This is a genomic window from Streptomyces sp. NBC_00237 (assembly GCF_026342435.1).
Classification (GTDB): Bacteria; Actinomycetota; Actinomycetes; order Streptomycetales; family Streptomycetaceae; genus Streptomyces.
In genome coordinates this window covers 1,464,760-1,485,168 of record NZ_JAPEMT010000002.1, presented here as the reverse complement: position 1 = coordinate 1,485,168, position 20,409 = coordinate 1,464,760, and the positions used below count along the sequence as shown (strand labels likewise).

The following is a 20,409-nucleotide window of genomic DNA, read 5'->3' as shown; positions in this document are numbered from 1 at the left end:
CGGCGGCGTCGGGGCAGGGGCGGCCCCGGCGGTCCAGGGGAACGGGTGGTTCGGAGTTCTGACTTTTTATGGGTATGATCTATCTCGTTGCCGCAGAGCAGAGCGAAACAGCGAAGCGAAGCGCAACGAGGCCCCTATAGCTCAGTCGGTAGAGCGTCTCCATGGTAAGGAGAAGGTCTGCGGTTCGATTCCGCATGGGGGCTCAGCAAAGAAAGGCCCCCCGCCAACAGGCGGGGGGCCTTTTGCGTGTGTGCGTGCCCCGGGGGGGGCACGGGTCAGTTCTTCAGGGGTTCCGGGACGCGCATGGCGAGGATGGCCATGTCGTCCGAGGCGGGCTCTGCGGCGAAGCGTTCCACGGTGCGCAGGACGCGAGCGGCGATGGCACCCGCCGTCAGGCCCGTACAGCCTGCGAGGACTTCGGCCAGGCCGTCGTCGCCGAGCATGCGGGTGCCCTCGCGGCGTTCGGTGATGCCGTCCGTGACGCAGAGGAGGACGTCGCCGGGGTAGAGGGTGAGGGTCTCCTCGTAGAGCTCCAGGTCCTCCATGACGCCGAGGAGGGGCTGGGGTTCGGCGGCGGGGGTGACCGTGCCGTCCTGGCGCAGGCGGAGCGGGAGGGGGTGGCCCGCGCAGACCAGCTTGAGGATGGAGCTGCCGTCCTCCTGGGGCCACAACTCGCCGTAGAGGAGGGTGAGGAAGCGGCTGCGTTCGCCCTCGTCGAGGATGGCCGCGTTGAGGCGCTCCAGGACGGCGGGGCCGCCGAAGCCCTCGCGGGCGAGCAGGCGCAGGGCGTGGCGGGCGAGGCCGGTGACTGCCGCCGCCTGGGGGCCCGTACCGCAGACGTCGCCGATGGCGAAGCCGTACGCGCCGTCGCGGATCGGGAAGATGTCGTAGAAGTCGCCTCCGACCTCGTTGCCCTCGCCCGCCGCGCGGTAGATGACCTCGACCTCCATGCCCGGGACGTGCGGGCGCTCCGGGGGGAGCAGGCTGCGCTGGAGGGACTGGCTGATGGCCATGCGCTCCGAGTACAGACGCGCGTTGTCCAGGGCGAGGGCGGCGCGGCGGGAGAGGTCCTCGGCGAGTTCGAGGATCTCCTGGCGGAAGTGGTCGTCGGTGGGCTTGCCCAGGGTCAGCATGCCGATGACGCGGTTGCGGGCGACGAGGGGGAGGACGACGGTTTCGCCGCCGACGGCTGCGGCCGTCGCCAGGGTCGTGCCGATGCCCGAGCCCAGGTGCGGGGTCGAGCCGAGGCCGAGGCTGCGCATGGAGGTGCGGAGAGCGGCCTGGTGGGCGGCTTCGCCGGGGGCGTTCCAGATACGGGCGCCGGGGGTGGGGACCGGGTCGGGCGGGCTGATCCGGGAGAGGAGGGCCTTGAGGCCGTCGATGCGTTCCTCGTCCTCGTGCAGGACGTACGAGAGGTACGGGTCGGAAGCCTGGTCGGCGATCGTGTAGACGGCGCACCAGGTGGCGAGGGTGGGGACCGTCATCTGCGCCATGAGGGCGAGGGTCTGGTCACGGTCGAGGGTGCCGGCGAGGAGGTCGGACGCCTCGACGAGGAAGGAGAGGGAGCCTCGGCGGAGGCGTTCGAGTTCGCCGAGGCGGGCGGACTCGACGGCGAGCGCGATGCGGTCGGCGGCGAACTGGAGGCGCAGGGCCTCTTCGTTGGTGTAGCGGTTGGGGGCTTCGGCGGCGACGCCGAGAGAACCGGTGAGGCGGCCCTCGACCTTGAGGGGGACGGTGACGACGGAGCGCATGCCGGTGCCGTTCAGGAGGGGTACGGCGCCCGGTACGGCGACGAGGTCCTCGTGGACGGCGGGCATGCGGGCCGAGCCGTATCTGCCGGTGCCCGCCTCGACGGGGACGCGGGCGAAGCGCTGGCGGGCGGAGGGGAGGCCGGTGGTGGCCCGTACCTCCAGCTCCGTTTCGTCGTCGGTGGCGAGGAGGAGGAAGGCCGAGTCGGCGTCGAGCATGTCGCGGGCGCGCTCGACGGTGCGCTGGAGGAGGCCGTCCAGGTCGTCGGGGGCGGGGGAGCCGATGAAGACCTCGAAGGGGTCGGTGGCCCGGCCCTCGGTGACGGAGCCGCCGGTGGGGTCCGTGGACGGGGGGCGCTGCGGGGTCTGGAGGACCGCGCGTTCCACTTCCCGTACGAGGAGGCAGATGGTGGAGGGCTCGCCCTCGTTGTCGCGTACGCGCAGGTGGGAGGCGTACACGGGGACGACTCGGCCGTCCTCGCCGCGGATGCCGTAGCTGCCTTCCCAGCGGGACATCTGGAGGGCCTCGGCGATGCCCGTGCCGATGCCGGGGGTCTGCGGCCAGGCCGTGAGGTCGGTGAGGGGTTTGCCGGTGACCTGCTCGGGTGCGTAACCGAAGAGGTCCTGGGCGTCCTCGTTCCAGGAGGCGATGGCGCCGCTGCGGTCTATCTGTACGACGGCGACCCGGATGCGGCCGTCGGCGACGGGGAGCAGCTGGTCGGGGAGGACCGGGCCCGCGACGCGGGTGCCGACCGGGCGTTGGGGGAGGTCGAGCTGGAACCAGACGTGTTTCTGGGTCGGGGTGTACTCGACGCCCCACTTGGAGGCGAGGGCGGCGCACAGGAGCAGGCCGCGGCCTCCTTCGCGGTCCGGGCCGCCGAGGTTGAAGCCGGTGCCCTGGAGGGGGACCTCGCGCTCCGGGTAGCGGTCGCCGACCTCGACGCGGATGCCTTCCACGGTGCGCAGGCACAGGACGTCGGCCTGGGTGCCCGCGTGGACGACCGCGTTGGTGACGAGTTCGCTGGTGAGGACGACCGCGTCGTCGACCAGCTCGGAATGCCCCCAGCCCTGGAGGGTGTCGCGTACGAACGCCCGGGCAGTCGCCACCGACCGTCCGACCGGGTCGAAAGTGGCCGCCGCCCGCGCCGTGATCACAGCACTCCCCATGTGGTGTTCGTCGCTTCCCCGAGTCCTGTGCCCGTTTCTCGCGGCTTCGATTCGCCTTTGCCAGGCTAGACGGTCGGGCGGGGCGTTGTGCCACTGCGTCCCGAGAACGTACGAGGCGGGTGCGCGGGAGGGAGGATGCGGTGCGGTGACTGTACGCTTCAACGATTTGACGCCGGAGGCGTCACGCACCGACTGTCGAACACGGCGGTGCGACAAGGTGGAAGACTGGGAAAGCTTCCAGCGAAGACCTGGGAAGTACGGTCGATCCCTGCGGGAGGGACACGGTGGAGTCTGGCGTGGCGGCGCGGGGCAAGAGCACGCGCACAAAAGGCGGACGGTCCCGGAACAATGGGACGACCGAGGTGGACACGGCGGCGCTGAACCGCATGCTGACCGCCTTGGTGTCGATGCGGGACGGCAACTTCCGCAAGCGGCTGACGGTTTCCGGCGACGGGGTGATGGCGGAGATCGCCGCCGTCTTCAACGAGGTCGCGGACCGGAATCTGCATCTGACCGGTGAGCTGGCGCGGGTACGGCGCATGGTCGGCCGGGAGGGCAAGCTCGCGGAGCGGCTGGAGACCGGGGCGTGTGAAGGGTCCTGGGCGGCGGCGATCGACGCGTCGAACGCGCTCGTGGAGGACCTCGTACGGCCCGTGTCCGAGGTCGGCCGGGTGCTGTCCGCGGTGGCGGAGGGCGACCTGGAACAGCGGATGGAGCTGCGGTCGCAGGCCCGGGAGGAGGGCAACGGGCATCCGTTGCGCGGTGAGTTCCTCAAGGTCGGGCGGACGGTCAACAACCTCGTCGACCAGTTGTCGGCGTTCACGGACGAAGTGACGCGGGTCGCGCTCGAAGTCGGTACCGAGGGCAAGCTCGGCGGGCAGGCGCAGGTGCGTGGGATGTCCGGTTCGTGGAAGGACCTCACGGACTCGGTCAACACGATGGCGTATCGGCTGACGGCGCAGGTGCGGGACATCGCGCTGGTGACGACGGCGGTCGCCAAGGGCGATCTGTCGCGCAAGGTCACGGTGCACGTGGCCGGTGAGATGCTCCAGCTGAAGAACACCGTGAACACGATGGTGGACCAGCTGTCGTCGTTCTCCTCCGAGGTGACCCGGGTGGCCCGCGAGGTGGGCACCGAGGGCGAGCTCGGCGGGCAGGCACAGGTGCCCGGGGTGGCCGGGGTGTGGAAGGACCTCACCGACTCGGTGAACCTGATGGCGGGGAACCTCACCTCGCAGGTGCGCGGGATCGCCGAGGTGACGACCGCCGTGGCGAGTGGTGACCTGTCGAGGAAGGTCACGGTGAACGCGCGCGGCGAGGTCGCGCAGCTCGCCGAGACGATCAACCAGATGACCGAGACGCTGCGTACGTTCGCCGACGAGGTCACGCGGGTCGCGAGCGAGGTCGGCGGGGAAGGGCTGCTCGGCGGTCAGGCGCAGGTGCCGGGGGCCGCGGGTACGTGGAAGGACCTGACGGACTCCGTCAATACGGCCTTCCGCAACCTCACTGACCAGGTGCGCAACATCGCGCAGGTGACGACGGCGGTCGCCAACGGTGACCTGTCGCAGAAGGTCACCGTGGATGTGGCCGGCGAGATGCTGGAGCTGAAGAACACCGTCAACACGATGGTGGAGCAGCTGCAGTCCTTCGGTTCCGAAGTGACGCGGGTGGCCCGTGAGGTCGGCGTCGAGGGGCAGTTGGGCGGTCAGGCGCAGGTGCCGGGGGCCGCGGGTACGTGGAAGGACCTGACGGACTCCGTCAATACGGCCTTCCGCAACCTCACCGGGCAGGTGCGCAACATCGCGCAGGTGACGACGGCGGTCGCCAACGGTGACCTGTCGCAGAAGGTCACCGTCGACGTGTCCGGCGAGATGCTGGAACTCAAGGTCACCGTCAACACGATGGTCGATCAGCTGTCGGCCTTCGCGGACCAGGTCACGCGGATGGCCCGGGACGTGGGCACGGAGGGACGGCTCGGCGGGCAGGCGCGCGTCGACGGCGTCAGCGGTACGTGGAAAGAACTCACCGACTCCGTCAACTTCATGGCCGGGAACCTGACGTCGCAGGTGCGGCAGATCGCCCAGGTCACGACGGCGGTGGCGCGGGGCGACCTGTCGCAGAAGATCGACGTGGACGCGCGCGGCGAGATCCTGGAGCTGAAGAACACCATCAACACGATGGTCGACCAGCTGTCCGCCTTCGCGGACCAGGTCACGCGGGTCGCGCGCGAAGTGGGTACGGAGGGGCGGCTCGGCGGGCAGGCGCAGGTGCCCGGCGTCGCCGGTGTGTGGCGCGACCTGACCGACTCGGTGAACGGCATGGCCGGGAACCTCACCGCTCAGGTGCGTAACATCGCGCAGGTCGCCACGGCGGTGGCGCGCGGTGACCTGTCGCAGAAGATCGACGTGGACGCGCGCGGCGAGATCCTGGAGCTGAAGAACACCCTCAACACGATGGTCGACCAGCTCTCGAACTTCGCGGAGCAGGTGACGCGGGTGGCCCGTGAGGTGGGCACCGAGGGAATTCTCGGTGGTCAGGCCGAGGTCCAGGGAGTGAGCGGTACCTGGAAGGACCTCACTCAGTCGGTGAACTTCATGGCCAACAACCTGACCTCGCAGGTGCGCAACATCGCCGAGGTGACGACGGCCGTCGCCCAGGGCGACCTGTCCAAGAAGATCACCGTCGACGCGAAGGGCGAGATCCTGGATCTCGTCACGACCGTGAACACGATGGTCGACCAGCTCTCGAACTTCGCCGACGAGGTGACCCGGGTGGCCCGCGAGGTGGGCACCGACGGCATCCTCGGTGGTCAGGCGCGGGTGCGCGGGGTGACCGGCATCTGGAAGGACCTCAGCGACAACGTCAATACGATGGCCAACAACCTGACCTCGCAGGTGCGGAACATCTCCCGGGTGTCGTCCGCCGTGGCCAACGGCGACCTGACGAAGAAGGTCACCGTCGAGGCGCGCGGCGAGGTCGCCGAGCTGGCCGACACCGTCAACACCATGGTGACGACGCTGTCATCGTTCGCCGACGAGGTGACCCGGGTGGCCCGCGAGGTGGGCACGGAGGGCGAGTTGGGCGGCCAGGCGCGCGTACCGGGAGTGGCGGGTACGTGGAAGGACCTCACCGAGTCGGTGAACTCGATGGCCTCCAACCTGACCGGTCAGGTGCGGCAGATCGCGACCGTGACGACCGCCATCGCCAAGGGCGATCTGACCAAGAAGATCGACATCGACGCGCGCGGTGAGATCCAGGACCTGAAGGACACCATCAACACGATGGTCGATCAGCTGTCGTCGTTCGCCGACCAGGTGACGCGGGTGGCCCGCGAGGTGGGCACCGACGGGCAGTTGGGCGGTCAGGCGCGGGTGCGGGACGTCGACGGGACGTGGCGCGACCTCACCCAGTCGGTGAACGAGATGGCCGGGAACCTGACCCGTCAGGTGCGGGCCATGGCGAAGGTCGCGACCGCGGTGACCCGCGGTGACCTCAATCTGAAGATCGACGTGGATGCCGCGGGGGAGATCCAGGAGCTCCAGGACAACATCAACACGATGATCTCCAACCTGCGTGACACCACCCTCGCCAACGAGGAGCAGGACTGGCTGAAGGGCAACCTGGCCCGGATCTCCGGTCTGATGCAGGGCCGCCGCGACCTCGACGACGTCGCCTCGCTGATCATGAGCGAGCTGACGCCTGTGGTGTCCGCGCAGCAAGGGGCGTTCTTCCTGGCGCTGCCATCGGGCTCGTCGGCGGCGAAGGGCACGGAGATCGGTGCGGACGCGGACAGCCCGTACCAGCTGCGGATGCGCGGGAGTTACGGGTACGCGCCGAGTGCCATGCCGACGGTGTTCCGGCCGGGGGAGACCCTCATCGGCACCGCCGCCGAGGAGAAGCGGACCATCCAGTTCACGCCGCCGGAGGGGTATCTGAAGATCGCGTCGGGGCTCGGGGAGGCTCCGCCCGCGCATGTGATCGTGCTGCCGGTGCTCTTCGAGGGGCAGGTGCTCGGGGTGATCGAGCTGGCGTCGTTCCAGCCGTTCACGCAGATCCAGAAGGACTTCCTGAACCAGATCGCCGATCTGATCGCGACCAGCGTCAACACCATCAGTGTCAATACGAAGACCGAGGTCCTGCTGGAGCAGTCGCAGGAGCTGACCGAGCAACTGCGTGAGCGCAGCGAGGAGTTGGAGAACCGGCAGAAGGCCCTCCAGGAGTCCAACGCCGAACTGGAGGACAAGGCCGAGCTGCTGGCCCGGCAGAACCGCGACATCGAGGTGAAGAACACCGAGATCGAGGAGGCGCGGCAGGTCCTGGAGGAGCGGGCCGAGCAGCTCGCCGTCTCCATGCGGTACAAGTCGGAGTTCCTGGCGAACATGTCGCACGAGCTGCGTACGCCGCTCAACTCGCTGCTGATCCTGGCCAAGCTGCTCGCGGACAACGCGGACGCGAACCTCTCGCCGAAGCAGGTCGAGTTCGCCGAGACCATCCACGGGGCGGGCTCCGACCTGCTCCAGCTGATCAACGACATCCTCGACCTGTCCAAGGTCGAGGCGGGCAAGATGGACGTCTCGCCGACGCGCATCGCGCTGGTCCAGCTCGTCGACTACGTGGAGGCGACCTTCCGGCCGCTCACCGCCGAGAAGGGACTCGACTTCTCCGTACGGGTCTCCCCGGAGCTGCCCGCCACGCTGCACACCGACGAGCAGCGCCTCCTCCAGGTGCTGCGCAACCTGCTGTCGAACGCGGTGAAGTTCACCGACTCCGGGGCGGTCGAGCTGGTGATCCGGCCCGCCAACGCGGACGTACCGCACGAGATCCGGGAGCAGCTGCTGGAGGCCGGGTCGCTGCGGGACTCCGACGGCGACCTGATCGCGTTCTCCGTGACCGACACCGGCATCGGCATCGCGGCGAGCAAGATGCGGGTCATCTTCGAGGCGTTCAAGCAGGCCGACGGTACGACGAGCAGGAAGTACGGCGGTACGGGGCTCGGTCTTTCCATCAGCCGGGAGATCGCGCGGCTGCTCGGCGGCGAGATCCACGCGGCGAGCGAGCCGGGACGCGGCTCGACGTTTACTCTGTATCTGCCGCTGCACCCGAGCGAGCTGCCGCCGCAGGGCTACCCGCAGCTCAGCCCCGGCGGGCTCGAACTGCCGCGCAGGGCACCGTCCCAGGACGCGCACCGGACCCCGGACGCGGCTCTGCCGCCGTACCACCTGGGTGTCGTACGCAACGAGCCGCAGACGGGCGCGGCCGGACTGTTCCGCAGGCGGCGCAAGGCGCTCGGCCAGTCCGAAGAGCGGCCCGCGCTGCCCGGCCAGCCGGCTCAGGCGGCGAGCGGCAGCACGCCGCAGGAGCCGTGGGCGGGGCAGCAGGGGCAGGAGAGCGCACCGGAGGAGCGGCGGACCTTCGGGTTCTCCGGCGAGAAGGTGCTGATCGTCGACGACGACATCCGGAACGTCTTCGCGCTGACGAGCGTCCTGGAGCAGCACGGCCTTTCGGTGCTGTACGCGGAGAACGGGCGCGAGGGCATCGAAGTCCTGGAGCAGCACGACGATGTGACGGTCGTACTGATGGACATCATGATGCCGGAGATGGACGGCTACGCGACGACGACGGCGATCCGCAGGATGCCGCAGTTCGCCGGGCTGCCGATCATCGCGCTCACCGCGAAGGCGATGAAGGGCGACCGGGAGAAGGCCATCGACTCGGGTGCTTCGGACTACGTGACGAAGCCGGTCGACCCGGATCATCTGCTCGGTGTGATGGAACAGTGGATGCGCGGGGAGGAGTGAGCCCCGACGCCGCGCGGGCGGGCATATGACCGTACGGTGGTCCATGTCGCGGTCGGCCGGGGGCAGTCGTGGGCAGTCGTGCTGACTGACTGTGGCCGACGGCGTGTGAGAGCACGGTATTCGGGGAACCTTCTGGTCTCCCGATGCGTTTCTGCTACGTGCACAGTGACATCGCGGTGACAGGGTGTGGCGACCGGCAGGGTACGGCTACCATGACCGGCACAAGGACGGGCGACGCAAGGGAGTCGTCCTCCGGGGCGGCGCCCGGTGCACTGCCGGGGCGAGGAGGACGGGCCATGGTGCAGAAGGCCAAGATCCTCCTGGTCGATGACCGGCCGGAGAATCTGTTGGCGCTGGAGGCCATTCTCTCCGCGCTCGATCAGACACTGGTGCGGGCATCGTCAGGGGAGGAAGCGCTCAAAGCACTGCTTACCGATGACTTCGCGGTCATCCTGCTGGACGTGCAGATGCCGGGCATGGACGGATTCGAGACAGCCGCGCACATCAAGCGGCGGGAGCGCACCCGGGACATCCCGATCATCTTTCTCACCGCGATCAACCACGGTCCGCATCACACCTTCCGGGGTTACGCGGCCGGCGCGGTGGACTACATCTCGAAGCCGTTCGACCCCTGGGTGCTCCGCGCCAAGGTGTCGGTCTTCGTCGAGCTGTACATGAAGAACTGTCAGCTGCGGGAGCAGGCGGCTCTGCTGCGCCTCCAGCTGGAAGGTACGAACCGGGCGGACGCGGGAGCGGTGAAGGAGCCCGCCGGGCTGCTCGCCGAACTGTCCGCACGGCTCGCGGCGGTCGAGGAGCAGGCGGAGGCACTCTCCAAGCAGCTCGACGACGAGTCCGCGGACGCGGCGGCGGTCGCCACGGCGGCGCACCTTGAGCGCAAGCTCACGGGGCTGCGCCGGGCGCTCGACGCACTGGAGCCGGGAACGGGTGGGGGCACGGGAACGCTGCCCTCGCAGAACTGAGCGCTCCGCAGACTGACTCCGAAGATTGACGGAGGGTCCGTTGCGGAAGTGACGGGCCGTGAGCCCCGTACCTGGCGATGCGTCAGGTGCGGGGCTTTCGCGTGGGTGCCGTGGCCGACGGGTCGTCAATGTGGCTGCCTTCACAGGGCGACACGGTCGGGTGAAGCCGTAGGCGCTCCTGTCCGCAGGCGTCTCCCCAGGTAACCTCTTGCCCCATGGCCTCACGTACGTCCGGCAAGGGTTCCCAGGGCACGACGGGCACCGCCAAGCCGCGCGCCGGTCGTACGCCGGGCGCTGCGAAGAAGGCGGCGCCCGCGAAGGCCGTGGCGAAACCGCCCGCGAAGAAGACCGCTGCCAAGCCCGCGGCGAAGAAGGCTCCGGCGAAGAAGGCGCCCGCCAGGAAGGCGGCCCGCCCCGCGCCGAAGCCCGCACCGTCTCCCACCGGGGGCGTCTACAAGCTCACCCGCGGCGCCTACCTCGGCCTCGCGCACGGGGTCGGCGCGATGTTCCGCGGCATAGGGCGGGGCGCCAAGGGTCTCGACCCGGCGCACCGCAAGGACGGGCTCGCGCTGCTGCTGCTCGGGCTCGCGCTGATCGTCGCGGCCGGGACCTGGGCGCATCTGCGCGGACCCGTCGGCGACCTGGTGAAGATGCTGGTCACCGGTTCGTTCGGGCGGCTCGACCTGCTGGTGCCGTTGCTGCTCGGTGCGATGGGCATCCGGCTGATCATGCATCCGGAGCGGCCTGAGGCCAACGGACGCATCGTCATCGGGCTCTCGGCACTGGTCATCGGCGTGCTCGGGCAGGTGCACATCGCGTGCGGCTCGCCGGGGCGCGACGACGGGTCCGAGGCGATGCAGGACGCGGGCGGGCTGATCGGCTGGGCCTCCTCGGTGCCGCTGACGTTCACGATGGGCGAGGTACTCGCCGTACCGCTGCTGCTGCTCCTGACGGTCTTCGGGCTGCTGGTGGTCACGGCGACGCCGGTCAACGCGATCCCCAAGCGGCTGCGGCAGCTCGGCATCCGGCTCGGCGTCATCGAACCGCGTCCCGACGAGGTCGCCGCCGGTTTCCCTGAGGACGACGAGCGGTACGACGAGCAGTGGCGCGAGGCGCTTCCCGAGGGCGCACGCGGCACCTCCGCGCGCCGGGGTGAGGTGCAGGAGTACGACCCCGACGCGGCCGAGGAAGAGGCGCTGGGGCGGCGCAGGAGGCCGCGCAGGACCCAGTCCGTGCAGCCGTCTCCGTACGCCAGGCCGATGGACGCGGTCGACGTGGCGGCAGCGGCGGCGGCCGCGCTGGACGGTGCGGTCATGAACGGGCTGCCGCCGTCGCCGATCGTCGCGGACCTGACCCAGGGCGTCTCGCAGGAGCCGGAGCGGACCTCGTCCGTGCCGTCCGCGCGGGGGGCGGGGAAGCCGGCTTCCGAGCTTGCGCAGCGCCCGGCGGGCACCCCGTCGTCGCCTTCACCTTCGCACTCGCCTTCGCCCTCGCCTTCGTCGGCCGCGTCCGATTCCGCTCCCGTACGGTCGCCGGAACCCGGTCGTCCGGCGGGGGCCGCGCCGCCGAAGGTCGCCGACCTCACCAAGGAGCCGCCGAAGGAACCCACGATGCTCCCGGCGCGTGCCGAGCAGCTCCAGCTGCGCGGCGACATCACGTACTCGCTGCCCTCCCTGGACCTCCTGGAGCGCGGCGGACCCGGCAAGACGCGCAGTGCCGCCAACGACGCGGTCGTCGAGTCCCTGTCCAACGTCTTCATGGAGTTCAAGGTCGACGCGGCCGTCACCGGCTTCACGCGCGGCCCGACGGTCACCCGGTACGAGGTCGAGCTCGGCCCGGCCGTCAAGGTCGAGAAGATCACCGCGCTGACCAAGAACATCGCGTACGCGGTCGCCTCCCCGGACGTACGGATCATCTCGCCGATCCCCGGCAAGTCCGCCGTCGGCATCGAGATCCCCAACAGCGACCGCGAGATGGTCAACCTCGGCGACGTGCTGCGCCTGGCGGACGCCGCCGAGGACGACCACCCGATGCTCGTCGCGCTCGGCAAGAACGTCGAGGGCGGCTACGAGATGGCCAACCTGGCGAAGATGCCGCACGTGCTGGTGGCCGGTGCGACCGGTTCCGGCAAGTCGTCCTGCATCAACTGCCTGATCACCTCGGTCATGGTCCGGGCGACCCCCGAGGACGTACGCATGGTCCTCGTCGACCCCAAACGCGTCGAGCTGACCGCGTACGAGGGCATCCCGCACCTGATCACCCCGATCATCACCAACCCCAAGCGGGCCGCCGAGGCGCTCCAGTGGGTCGTACGGGAGATGGACCTGCGGTACGACGACCTCGCGGCCTTCGGGTACCGGCACATCGACGACTTCAACGCGGCCGTGCGCTCGGGCAAGCTCAAGACGCCGGAGGGCAGCGAGCGGGAGCTCCAGGCGTATCCGTACCTGCTGGTGATCGTCGACGAGCTGGCGGACCTGATGATGGTCGCGCCGCGCGACGTGGAGGACTCGATCGTCCGCATCACCCAGCTGGCCCGCGCGGCGGGCATTCACCTGGTGCTCGCCACACAGCGCCCCTCGGTGGACGTCGTCACCGGTCTGATCAAGGCGAACGTGCCCTCCAGGCTCGCCTTCGCCACCTCATCGCTCGCCGACAGCCGGGTCATCCTCGACCAGCCGGGCGCGGAGAAGCTGATCGGCAAGGGCGACGGGCTCTTCCTGCCGATGGGGGCCAACAAACCGACCCGTATGCAGGGCGCGTTCGTCACCGAGGACGAGGTCGCGGCGATCGTTCAGCACTGCAAGGACCAGATGGCGCCGGTCTTCCGGGACGACGTCGTGGTCGGCACCAAGCAGAAGAAGGAGATCGACGAGGAGATCGGCGACGACCTGGACCTGTTGTGCCAGGCCACCGAGCTGGTCGTCTCGACGCAGTTCGGGTCGACGTCGATGCTCCAGCGCAAGCTGCGGGTGGGCTTCGCGAAGGCGGGGCGGCTGATGGACCTGATGGAGTCGCGGAACATCGTGGGGCCGACCGAAGGGTCCAAGGCACGTGACGTCCTCGTGAAGCCGGACGAATTGGATGGCGTACTCGACGTGATCCGGGGAGAGTCTCCTTCATAGGGCGTGCGCGGTCTCCACGCGTGGGTGCCTCCACGCGTAAGTCTTCGTGCGTGCGTGTGTGCGTCTTCGTGCGTGCGTGTGTGCGTCTTCGTGCGTGTGGCCGAACCGGAGTCACTCGTACGGGTGCGGAGGCAACCGTTTCCCTTGTGGATACGTCCAGTTGAGGGGAGGGAGGCGTCATGGACCGTCAGCGGTGGGACCGTCGACGGCATCGTGGTGCCTCCGGAGTGCCGGGCTGGTGCGACGGCGTACGAAAATGCCGTTCCGATGGCGTACAAAGACGGCTCTCCCGCTTGCCCCACCCTTTCGTCACCCCCCTAGACTGAACCTCCAGCAGGTGGCTCACGCTCGAAAGGCGCCCCCGTGTCCATCGGCAACTCCCCGGACGGCAACGCCCCGGACTCACCCGGCAACTTCCCCGAAGACGACCGGCCCACCATCGGTCGTGCCCTCCAGCAGGCCCGGATCGCCGCAGGTCTGACGGTCGACGAAGTCAGTACGTCGACGCGGGTGCGCATTCCGATCGTCCACGCCATCGAGGCCGACGACTTCACCCGCTGCGGCGGCGACGTCTACGCCCGAGGCCACATCCGTACGCTCGCCAGCGCTGTCGGACTCGACGCCTCCGCCCTCGTCGCGCAGTACGACGGCGAGCACGGCGGACGGCCCGCGCCGACGCCCGCCGCGCCCCTGTTCGAGGCGGAGCGCATCCGGCCCGAGCCGCGCCGGCCCAACTGGACCGCCGCGATGGTCGCCGCGATCGTCGCGGTGGTCGGCTTCGTCGGCTTCACCATGTTCAGCGGCAACGACAAGCAGAGCGGGACCAGGAGCGTCGCCGAGGGCGCCACGGCCACGGCTCCGGCCCCGAAGCCCAAGCCCGACAAGACCGTCAAGCCCGCCCCGCCCAAGCCCGACCCGACGGACAGTGCCATCGCGGCCGCCCCGAAGGACCGGGTCACGGTCAAGATGGTCGCGACCGGCACCAAGAGCTGGGTCTCGGCGCGGGCGTCCAACAACCGCATCCTCTTCGACGGTTTCCTGAACAAGGGCGACTCCAAGACCTTCACCGACCCGAAGAAGCTCGACCTGGTGCTCGGCGACGCCGACGCCGTCCAGCTCTTCGTGAACGGCAAGGAGGTCGAGGACGACTTCAGCCCCGGCCAGGTGGAGCGGCTCACCTACACGAAGGGCGACCCCGAGGTCGGCTGAGGCGGTGCTCCGCCACGGGGGCGGGGCTGCGGCCCCAGTCACGTACAGGGGCATTCAGCACTTCTTCCACCTGCGGCGATCCGGTTACGTTCGGTACGTCGTCGCAGGTCGGAGGGGGTAGTTCCGCGAGGGGCGGCGGACAGGCCCCTCGCGGCCCGTGCGCGCGCCGGGACAAAGTAGTCTTGAGTCCATGCCCGAACGCCGCACCGTCGCCCTTGTCACTCTTGGCTGCGCCCGTAACGAGGTGGACTCGGAGGAGCTGGCAGGCCGCTTGGCAGCGGACGGCTGGGACCTCGTCGAGAACGCCTCGGACGCGGACGTCGCCGTCGTCAACACCTGCGGATTCGTCGAGGCCGCCAAGAAGGACTCCGTCGACGCCCTGCTCGAAGCCAATGACCTGAAGGAGCACGGCCGCACCCAGGCCGTGGTCGCCGTGGGCTGCATGGCCGAGCGGTACGGCAAGGACCTCGCCGAGGCCCTGCCGGAGGCCGACGGCGTCCTCGGCTTCGACGACTACGCCGACATCTCCAACCGCCTCCAGACCATCCTCGCCGGTGGCTCCGTCGAGGCGCACACCCCGCGCGACCGGCGCAAGCTGCTGCCGATCAGCCCCGCCGAGCGGCAGTCCGCCGACGTCTCGCTGCCGGGCCACGCCCAGGAGGCCGTCCCGGCCCCCGAGGACCTGCCGGAGGGCGTCGCCCCGGTCTCCGGGCCGCGTGCGCCGCTGCGCCGCCGCCTGGGCACGAGCCCGGTCGCCTCGGTGAAGCTGGCGTCCGGCTGCGACCGGCGCTGCTCGTTCTGCGCCATCCCGTCCTTCCGCGGCTCCTTCATCTCGCGCCGCCCCAGCGACGTGCTGGGCGAGACGCGCTGGCTGGCCGAGCAGGGCGTCAAGGAGGTCATGCTGGTCTCCGAGAACAACACCTCGTACGGCAAGGACCTCGGCGACATCCGCCTCCTGGAGACCCTGCTGCCCGAGCTGGCCGAGGTCGAGGGCATCGAGCGCGTGCGCGTCAGCTACCTCCAGCCGGCCGAGATGCGGCCCGGCCTGATCGACGTCCTCACGTCGACGCCGAAGGTGGTGCCGTACTTCGACCTGTCCTTCCAGCACTCGGCCCCCAAGGTGCTGCGCGCGATGCGCCGCTTCGGGTCGACCGAGCAGTTCTGGGAGCTCCTGGAGACCATCCGCGGCAAGGCCCCGCAGGCGGGTGTGCGCTCGAACTTCATCGTGGGCTTCCCCGGCGAGACCGAGGAGGACTTCGCGGAGCTGGAGCGCTTCCTCACCGGGGCCCGGCTGGACGCCATCGGCGTGTTCGGCTACTCGGACGAGGAGGGCACGGAAGCGGTCACGTACGGGGACAAGCTCGACGACGACACCATCGCGGCGCGCCTCGCGCACATCTCGCGGCTCGCGGAGGAGCTCACCGCCCAGCGGGCGGAGGAGCGGATCGGCGAGACGCTGGAGGTGCTCGTGGAGTCCGTGGACCCGGACGACGAGGACGAGCCCGCGATCGGCCGGGCGGCCCACCAGGCACCGGAGACGGACGGTCAGGTGGTCTTCACGACCAGCCACGGGTTGACGCCCGGTCGTATGGTCGTGGCAAAGGTGGTCGGCACCGAGGGCGTGGACCTCATCGCCGAGCCCCTTCCCGGAATGTCCGGAGACGAGTCCAGCGAGGTTCCTGAGGAGGCGGCCAGATGAGCGGAATCCCGGCGTCCGCGGCGGGCGGTACCGGCAGGGCGACGTCGGTGACCGGCGGGAAGCTGGGTGCCGTGGCGGTGAATCAGGCCAGTCTGTGGAACATCGCCAACATCCTGACGATGGTCCGCCTGGTGCTCGTGCCGGGCTTCGTGATGCTGCTGCTCGCCGACGGCGGGTACGACCCGATCTGGCGGGCGTGGGCCTGGGCGGCGTTCGCCGTGGCCATGATCACGGACGTCTTCGACGGGCATCTGGCGCGTACGTACAACCTGGTCACGGACTTCGGGAAGATCGCCGACCCGATCGCCGACAAGGCGATCATGGCGGCGGGGCTGATCTGTCTGTCGGGGCTCGGGGATCTGCCGTGGTGGGTGACGGGAGTCATTCTGTTCCGTGAGCTCGGGATCACGCTGATGCGGTTCTGGGTGATCCGGCACGGGGTGATTCCGGCCAGTCGCGGCGGCAAGGTGAAGACGCTCGCGCAGGGCACGGCGGTCGGCATGTACGTGCTGGCGCTGACCGGGCCGCTGGCGACCTTCCGGTGGTGGGTGATGGCGCTGGCCGTCCTGCTGACCGTGGTGACCGGTCTTGACTACGTACGGCAGGCCGTCGTGCTGCGGCGGGCGGGGCTGGCGGCGGAGCGGGCCGCGGCGTGACGTCCATGGCTGCTCAGGTGCTCGACACGCTCGGTGCGCGGGGGGAGACCCTCGCGGTGGCCGAGTCGCTGACCGGCGGTCTGGTGGCCGCGGAGCTGACCGGCGTGCCCGGGGCCTCGAAGGTCTTCCGGGGCTCCGTGACGGCGTACGCGACCGAGCTGAAGCGGGACGTCCTCGGCGTCGCGGCCGACCTCCTGCGGGAGCGCGGCGCGGTGGACGCCGAGGTCGCTCGGCAGATGGCGGCGGGTGTGCGGCGGGTGCTCGGGGCCGACTGGGGGATCTCCACGACCGGCGTCGCGGGCCCCGATCCGCAGGACGGGCAGCCCGTGGGCACGGTTTTCGTGGCCGTCGCGGGGCCCGACGGGAACCGGAATGTGGCCGCGCTGAGGTTGAACGGCAGCCGATCGGACATTCGTAGAGAGAGTGTGCGGGCCGCTTTCGAGCTGCTCTCCGGTGAACTCGTCGACAATGCGCGGGCACAGGATACGGAACACAACGGGGGGATCTGATGTTTGCAGCCCTGAGTGAACACGACATAGCTCCCCGCACGGCTGCACCGCGAGGCGGTACGGTGGGGCGTGAAGGATGCGGCTACGCGGTCCGAGGAGGGAGCCACCGATGATTCTGCTCCGTCGCCTGCTGGGTGACGTGCTGCGTCGGCAGCGCCAGCGCCAAGGCCGTACTCTGCGCGAAGTCTCCTCGTCCGCCCGGGTTTCGCTCGGTTATCTCTCCGAGGTGGAGCGGGGGCAGAAGGAGGCATCCTCCGAGCTGCTTTCCGCGATCTGCGACGCGCTTGATGTACGGATGTCCGAGCTCATGCGTGAAGTGAGCGACGAACTTTCCCTGGCCGAACTGGCGGCGTCGGCTGCGGCCGGCGAGACGCCGGTGCGCCAGCCGATGCGACCGATGCTCAATGCGGTCTCTGTGACGTCGGTGACCGGTGTGTCCGGTGTGCCGACGGAACGAGTGACGATCAAGGCACCTGCGGAAGCAGTGGACGTCGTCGCTGCCTAGTGCGCTGGGCGAACGAAGTAGTGCGTGACCGGTACCCCGGTCGACTCCGTGAGGGGTTCGACCGGGGTACCGGTCTTTTTTGTTGCTGTCGTGGGCCTTTTGTTGACTTCGGACCTCGAATGACCGAATTGGATCGGTTATGGCAGGGTTGGGAGTGAGGAAGCTTGATTCTGTGATGTCTGTGTCTGAGGAGGACGCTCCATGTCTGTCGTGAAGAGCACGCTGCCCGAGGCCGATCTCAAGGTCGTCGGCGAGGCGTTGCAGGGCGCGCTGGTGGACCTGGTCGACCTGTCACTCGTCGCCAAGCAGGTCCACTGGAACGTCGTGGGCCCGCGCTTCCGCTCCGTGCACCTTCAGCTGGACGATGTCGTGGCTTCAGCGCGCCTGCACTCCGACTCGGTGGCCGAGCGGGCGTCCGCGCTCGGGGTCAACCCGGACGGGCGGGCCGCGACGGTCGCCTCGTCCAGTGCGATCAAGGAGACGCCGACCGGCTGGATCAAGGACGGCGACGCGGTGCGCATCCTGGTCGACGCGCTCGGCGCGGTGATCGTGCGGATGCGCGAGCGGATCGAGGCGACCGGTGACCCGGACCCGGTCACCCAGGACCTGATCATCGGTCTGACGGCGGACCTTGAAAAGCACGCGTGGATGTTCCAGGCGGAGAGCGCCTGAGGTGCTCGGGACGCTTGGGGCGCCTGGGGATTCTGAGGTGTCTTGGGCGTCAAGGCGTACGGGGTGGGTGCGCCGGTAGTGCTTCGAGCGCTTCCGGTGCGCCCTCCCGGGCGTGAATGGCCGCGCATAGCGTCGGTCGCGAGGAGGCAGCGATGGGGCGACCGCCGGAGGTCCGGCTTCGGGGGCGTAGGGCCGTCCTGGGGGCGCTCGCGGTGCTGCTCGGCGTGCTGTGGTGGTGGGCGGTGCTGCGGCTGGCGTTCGTACCCGAGGGGGCGGGGGCCGTCGAGGGCGTGGTCGCGGCCGGGGGGTGGGGGCTGAGTCTGCTGCCCGTGCACGCGGCGGGGCGGGGGGCTGCCGAGGGGGCGGGGCGAGGGGCACTGCCCGGGCGAGGTTTCACCAGGGCATCGCGACGCCGCCGTTCGGGCGGAGGATCTGACCCGTCGTGAAGGCCGAGGCGTCCGAGGCGAGGTGGAGGACCGCGTGGGCGACGTCCTCGGCTTCGCCGACGCGGCCGAGCGGGGTGATGCGGACCATCCTGGCTTCGGTGCTGTGCTGGAGTGCGGCGTCGTGCTTGTCCGTCATGGGGGTGCGGATCCAGCCGGGGGCGACCGCGTTGACGCGGATGCCGTGCGGGCCCAGCTCGGTGGCGAGGGTCTTCGTCAGTTGGACGACCGCGGCCTTGGCGGTGCTGTAGGCGAACAGTCCGGCGTTGGCGGAGTCCATGGCTCCGGAGGCGAGGGTGACGATGCTGCCGCCGGGGATTTCGGGGGCGGCGCAGCGGAGCATGAGGCGGGCCGCCTCCTGGCAGGCGTACAGGACTCCCTTGAAGTTGACCGCGAGGACGCGGTCGAGGTCGTCGTCGGTGGTGTCCAGGACGCTGCTGACGTGCATGATTCCGGCGGCGGCTACCAGGACGTCGAGTCGGTCGGCCGATTCCGTCGCGGCTTTCAGGGCGGCTGTGACCTCGGGGCGGGAGGTCACGTCGAGGGTGTGGGTGCGGGGCGTGCTTCCGGTGGACTTGGCGATGAGGGCGGCCGTCTCGGCGAGGCCCGGTGCGTCGCGGTCGGCGCAGTGCACGGTGGCACCCGCTTCGGCGAGGAGCGCGGCGGAGGCGCGGCCGATGCCGCTCGCCGCGCCGGTGACGAACGCGGTGCGGCCGGTGAGGTCGTACGCCGGGATTCGTACGGGGATTCGTACGGGGAGGGGCATGGTGGTGACCGTACGACTGGACCTGACGGGTCGTCAATCATGGGGTGCGGATTGATCTGGCGCCGCGTCAGGGGGTGCGGATCGACCTGGTGCTACGTCATGTGGTGGGGCCGCTCTGGCAGTTCGGGCACCAGTAGGTGGGGCGCTCGCGGGTTCCGTCGCCCTGGTCGGCCTTGCGGATCGGGGTGGCGCAGCGCAGGCAGGGGCGGGCCTCGCGGCCGTAGACGTAGAGGAGGTCGGGGGAGCGGGAGGTACGGGAGGTGTGGGGGATGGTCGTGGTGCGGCGGTCGGGGTGGTCCTTGTTCAGGTCGAGGAGGCGGTGGGCGGTGGCGACGAGGCGGGCGGGGACGTCGGGGGCGAGTGCGCCGACCGGGAGCCAGGGCGTGACGCGGGCGAGGAAGCAGAGCTCGGACTTGTAGACGTTGCCGATGCCCGCGAGATTGCGTTGGTCGAGGAGGGCTTCGCCGAGGGGGCGGTCGGGGGTGGCGAGGAGGTTGCGTACGGCTTGGGAGGGGAGGGACTCGGGTTTGCGGGTGGGGGGTTCGGTCTCGGGGTGGTTGGTGGGGGCTCCGGGCCGGGTGGGAGCCTCGGGCCCAGTGGGAGCTTCGGGCCAGGTGGGGGAGAGGAGGTCGGGGCCGAGGTGGCCGATGGCGGTGTGTTCGTCGGCGGTGCGGAGGAGTTCGAGGACGGGGAGGCGGTAGCCGACGGCGGTGGCGTCGGTGTTCTGGAGGACGGCACGGATCTGGTGGGAGGGGCCGCCGCGCCAGGGGGCGCCGGGGGCGAAGACCCGCCAGGCGCCGTCCATGCGCAGGTGCGAGTGGAGGGTGAGGCCGCCTTCGATGCGGGTGAGCAGGTGCTTTCCGTACGGGGTGACGTCGAGGACCGTGCGGCCTGTCAGGTCGGCGGTGGCGAAGCGGGGGACGCGGAGGTCGGCGTGGGTGAGGGGGCGGCCTGCGAGGGCGGAGTGCAGACGGGCGGCGGCTTGCCAGACGGTGTCTCCTTCGGGCATGTCTCCATGATGGGGGTGGTGGGGTGGGAGCGCGTGGGGGAGGGCGGACGGGTGGCCGGGTGTGGCGCGCCATGTTCCGGCCGTGGCTCCGGCCCAGTTCCAGGCCGTGGCTCCGGCCCACGA

At 70.0% G+C, this 20,409-nt stretch carries 13 protein-coding genes and 1 tRNA gene; 11 read left to right on the top strand and 3 right to left on the bottom strand.

The window, feature by feature from the left end:
- The first annotated feature begins 130 nt into the window (after positions 1-130).
- Positions 131-203 (top strand) — tRNA-Thr (locus OG897_RS20420).
- 72 nt (positions 204-275) lie between these two features.
- Here OG897_RS20420 and OG897_RS20415 read toward each other — a convergent pair.
- The gene (locus tag OG897_RS20415; RefSeq protein ID WP_266658636.1) at positions 276-2,915 is read right to left on the bottom strand and encodes a SpoIIE family protein phosphatase; all 2,640 of its coding nucleotides are present in this window, start codon (positions 2,913-2,915) and stop codon (positions 276-278) included.
- 284 nt (positions 2,916-3,199) lie between these two features.
- Between OG897_RS20415 and OG897_RS20410 the strand changes: the two genes are divergently transcribed.
- The 10 genes from OG897_RS20410 (at position 3,200) to OG897_RS20365 (ending at position 18,514) form a co-directional block, all read left to right on the top strand.
- Entirely contained in the window at positions 3,200-8,713 is a 5,514-nt protein-coding gene (locus OG897_RS20410; RefSeq protein ID WP_266658635.1) for a HAMP domain-containing protein, read from the top strand.
- A gap of 296 nt (positions 8,714-9,009) precedes the next feature.
- Complete coding sequence (locus OG897_RS20405; RefSeq protein ID WP_189823285.1) at positions 9,010-9,693, top strand: two-component system response regulator; 684 nt, start codon at positions 9,010-9,012, stop codon at positions 9,691-9,693.
- Positions 9,694-9,908: 215 nt separating this feature from the next.
- Positions 9,909-12,818 carry a DNA translocase FtsK gene (locus OG897_RS20400; protein WP_266658634.1) on the top strand — a complete coding sequence of 970 codons (2,910 nt, stop codon included), beginning with the start codon at positions 9,909-9,911 and terminating at the stop codon, positions 12,816-12,818.
- A gap of 363 nt (positions 12,819-13,181) precedes the next feature.
- A complete protein-coding gene (locus OG897_RS20395) occupies positions 13,182-14,027 on the top strand; it encodes a helix-turn-helix domain-containing protein (protein WP_266658633.1) in 846 nt (281 codons plus the stop codon).
- A gap of 190 nt (positions 14,028-14,217) precedes the next feature.
- Positions 14,218-15,726, top strand: a complete 1,509-nt coding sequence (rimO, locus tag OG897_RS20390; RefSeq protein ID WP_266658632.1) for a 30S ribosomal protein S12 methylthiotransferase RimO — start codon at positions 14,218-14,220, stop codon at positions 15,724-15,726.
- Positions 15,723-16,382 (top strand): CDP-diacylglycerol--glycerol-3-phosphate 3-phosphatidyltransferase, encoded by a 660-nt coding sequence (gene pgsA / locus OG897_RS20385; RefSeq protein ID WP_266658631.1) that lies wholly within the window; start codon positions 15,723-15,725, stop codon positions 16,380-16,382. The genes rimO and pgsA overlap by 4 nt, the downstream gene beginning before the upstream one ends.
- A gap of 5 nt (positions 16,383-16,387) precedes the next feature.
- Complete coding sequence (locus OG897_RS20380) at positions 16,388-16,891, top strand: CinA family protein (RefSeq protein ID WP_266658630.1); 504 nt, start codon at positions 16,388-16,390, stop codon at positions 16,889-16,891.
- Between the two features lie 109 nt (positions 16,892-17,000).
- Positions 17,001-17,396, top strand: coding sequence for a helix-turn-helix domain-containing protein (locus OG897_RS20375; protein WP_266658629.1), 396 nt, complete (start codon positions 17,001-17,003; stop codon positions 17,394-17,396).
- A gap of 201 nt (positions 17,397-17,597) precedes the next feature.
- Positions 17,598-18,068 carry a Dps family protein gene (locus OG897_RS20370; RefSeq protein ID WP_266658628.1) on the top strand — a complete coding sequence of 157 codons (471 nt, stop codon included), beginning with the start codon at positions 17,598-17,600 and terminating at the stop codon, positions 18,066-18,068.
- A 152-nt stretch (positions 18,069-18,220) separates the two neighbouring features.
- The gene (locus OG897_RS20365; RefSeq protein ID WP_266658627.1) at positions 18,221-18,514 is read left to right on the top strand and encodes a hypothetical protein; all 294 of its coding nucleotides are present in this window, start codon (positions 18,221-18,223) and stop codon (positions 18,512-18,514) included.
- Here OG897_RS20365 and OG897_RS20360 read toward each other — a convergent pair.
- Both OG897_RS20360 and OG897_RS20355 read right to left on the bottom strand, forming a co-directional pair.
- Complete coding sequence (locus OG897_RS20360) at positions 18,462-19,277, bottom strand: SDR family NAD(P)-dependent oxidoreductase (protein ID WP_266658626.1); 816 nt, start codon at positions 19,275-19,277, stop codon at positions 18,462-18,464. The genes OG897_RS20365 and OG897_RS20360 overlap by 53 nt on opposite strands.
- Before the next feature lie 97 nt (positions 19,278-19,374).
- Positions 19,375-20,286 (bottom strand): Fpg/Nei family DNA glycosylase, encoded by a 912-nt coding sequence (locus OG897_RS20355; RefSeq protein ID WP_266658625.1) that lies wholly within the window; start codon positions 20,284-20,286, stop codon positions 19,375-19,377.
- Positions 20,287-20,409 lie beyond the last annotated feature (123 nt).

Excerpts from the sequence above, each read along its gene's own strand:
- OG897_RS20415 (WP_266658636.1), bottom strand. The coding sequence starts at position 2,915 with ATGGGGAGTGCTGTGATCACGGCGCGGGCGGCGGCCACTTTCGACCCG.
- OG897_RS20405 (WP_189823285.1), top strand. The coding sequence starts at position 9,010 with ATGGTGCAGAAGGCCAAGATCCTCCTGGTCGATGACCGGCCGGAGAAT.
- OG897_RS20400 (WP_266658634.1), top strand. The coding sequence starts at position 9,909 with ATGGCCTCACGTACGTCCGGCAAGGGTTCCCAGGGCACGACGGGCACC.
- rimO (WP_266658632.1), top strand. The coding sequence starts at position 14,218 with ATGCCCGAACGCCGCACCGTCGCCCTTGTCACTCTTGGCTGCGCCCGT.
- pgsA (WP_266658631.1), top strand. The coding sequence starts at position 15,723 with ATGAGCGGAATCCCGGCGTCCGCGGCGGGCGGTACCGGCAGGGCGACG.
- OG897_RS20380 (WP_266658630.1), top strand. The coding sequence starts at position 16,388 with ATGGCTGCTCAGGTGCTCGACACGCTCGGTGCGCGGGGGGAGACCCTC.
- OG897_RS20375 (WP_266658629.1), top strand. The coding sequence starts at position 17,001 with ATGATTCTGCTCCGTCGCCTGCTGGGTGACGTGCTGCGTCGGCAGCGC.
- OG897_RS20370 (WP_266658628.1), top strand. The coding sequence starts at position 17,598 with ATGTCTGTCGTGAAGAGCACGCTGCCCGAGGCCGATCTCAAGGTCGTC.
- OG897_RS20365 (WP_266658627.1), top strand. The coding sequence starts at position 18,221 with ATGGGGCGACCGCCGGAGGTCCGGCTTCGGGGGCGTAGGGCCGTCCTG.
- OG897_RS20360 (WP_266658626.1), bottom strand. The coding sequence starts at position 19,277 with ATGCCCCTCCCCGTACGAATCCCCGTACGAATCCCGGCGTACGACCTC.
- OG897_RS20355 (WP_266658625.1), bottom strand. The coding sequence starts at position 20,286 with ATGCCCGAAGGAGACACCGTCTGGCAAGCCGCCGCCCGTCTGCACTCC.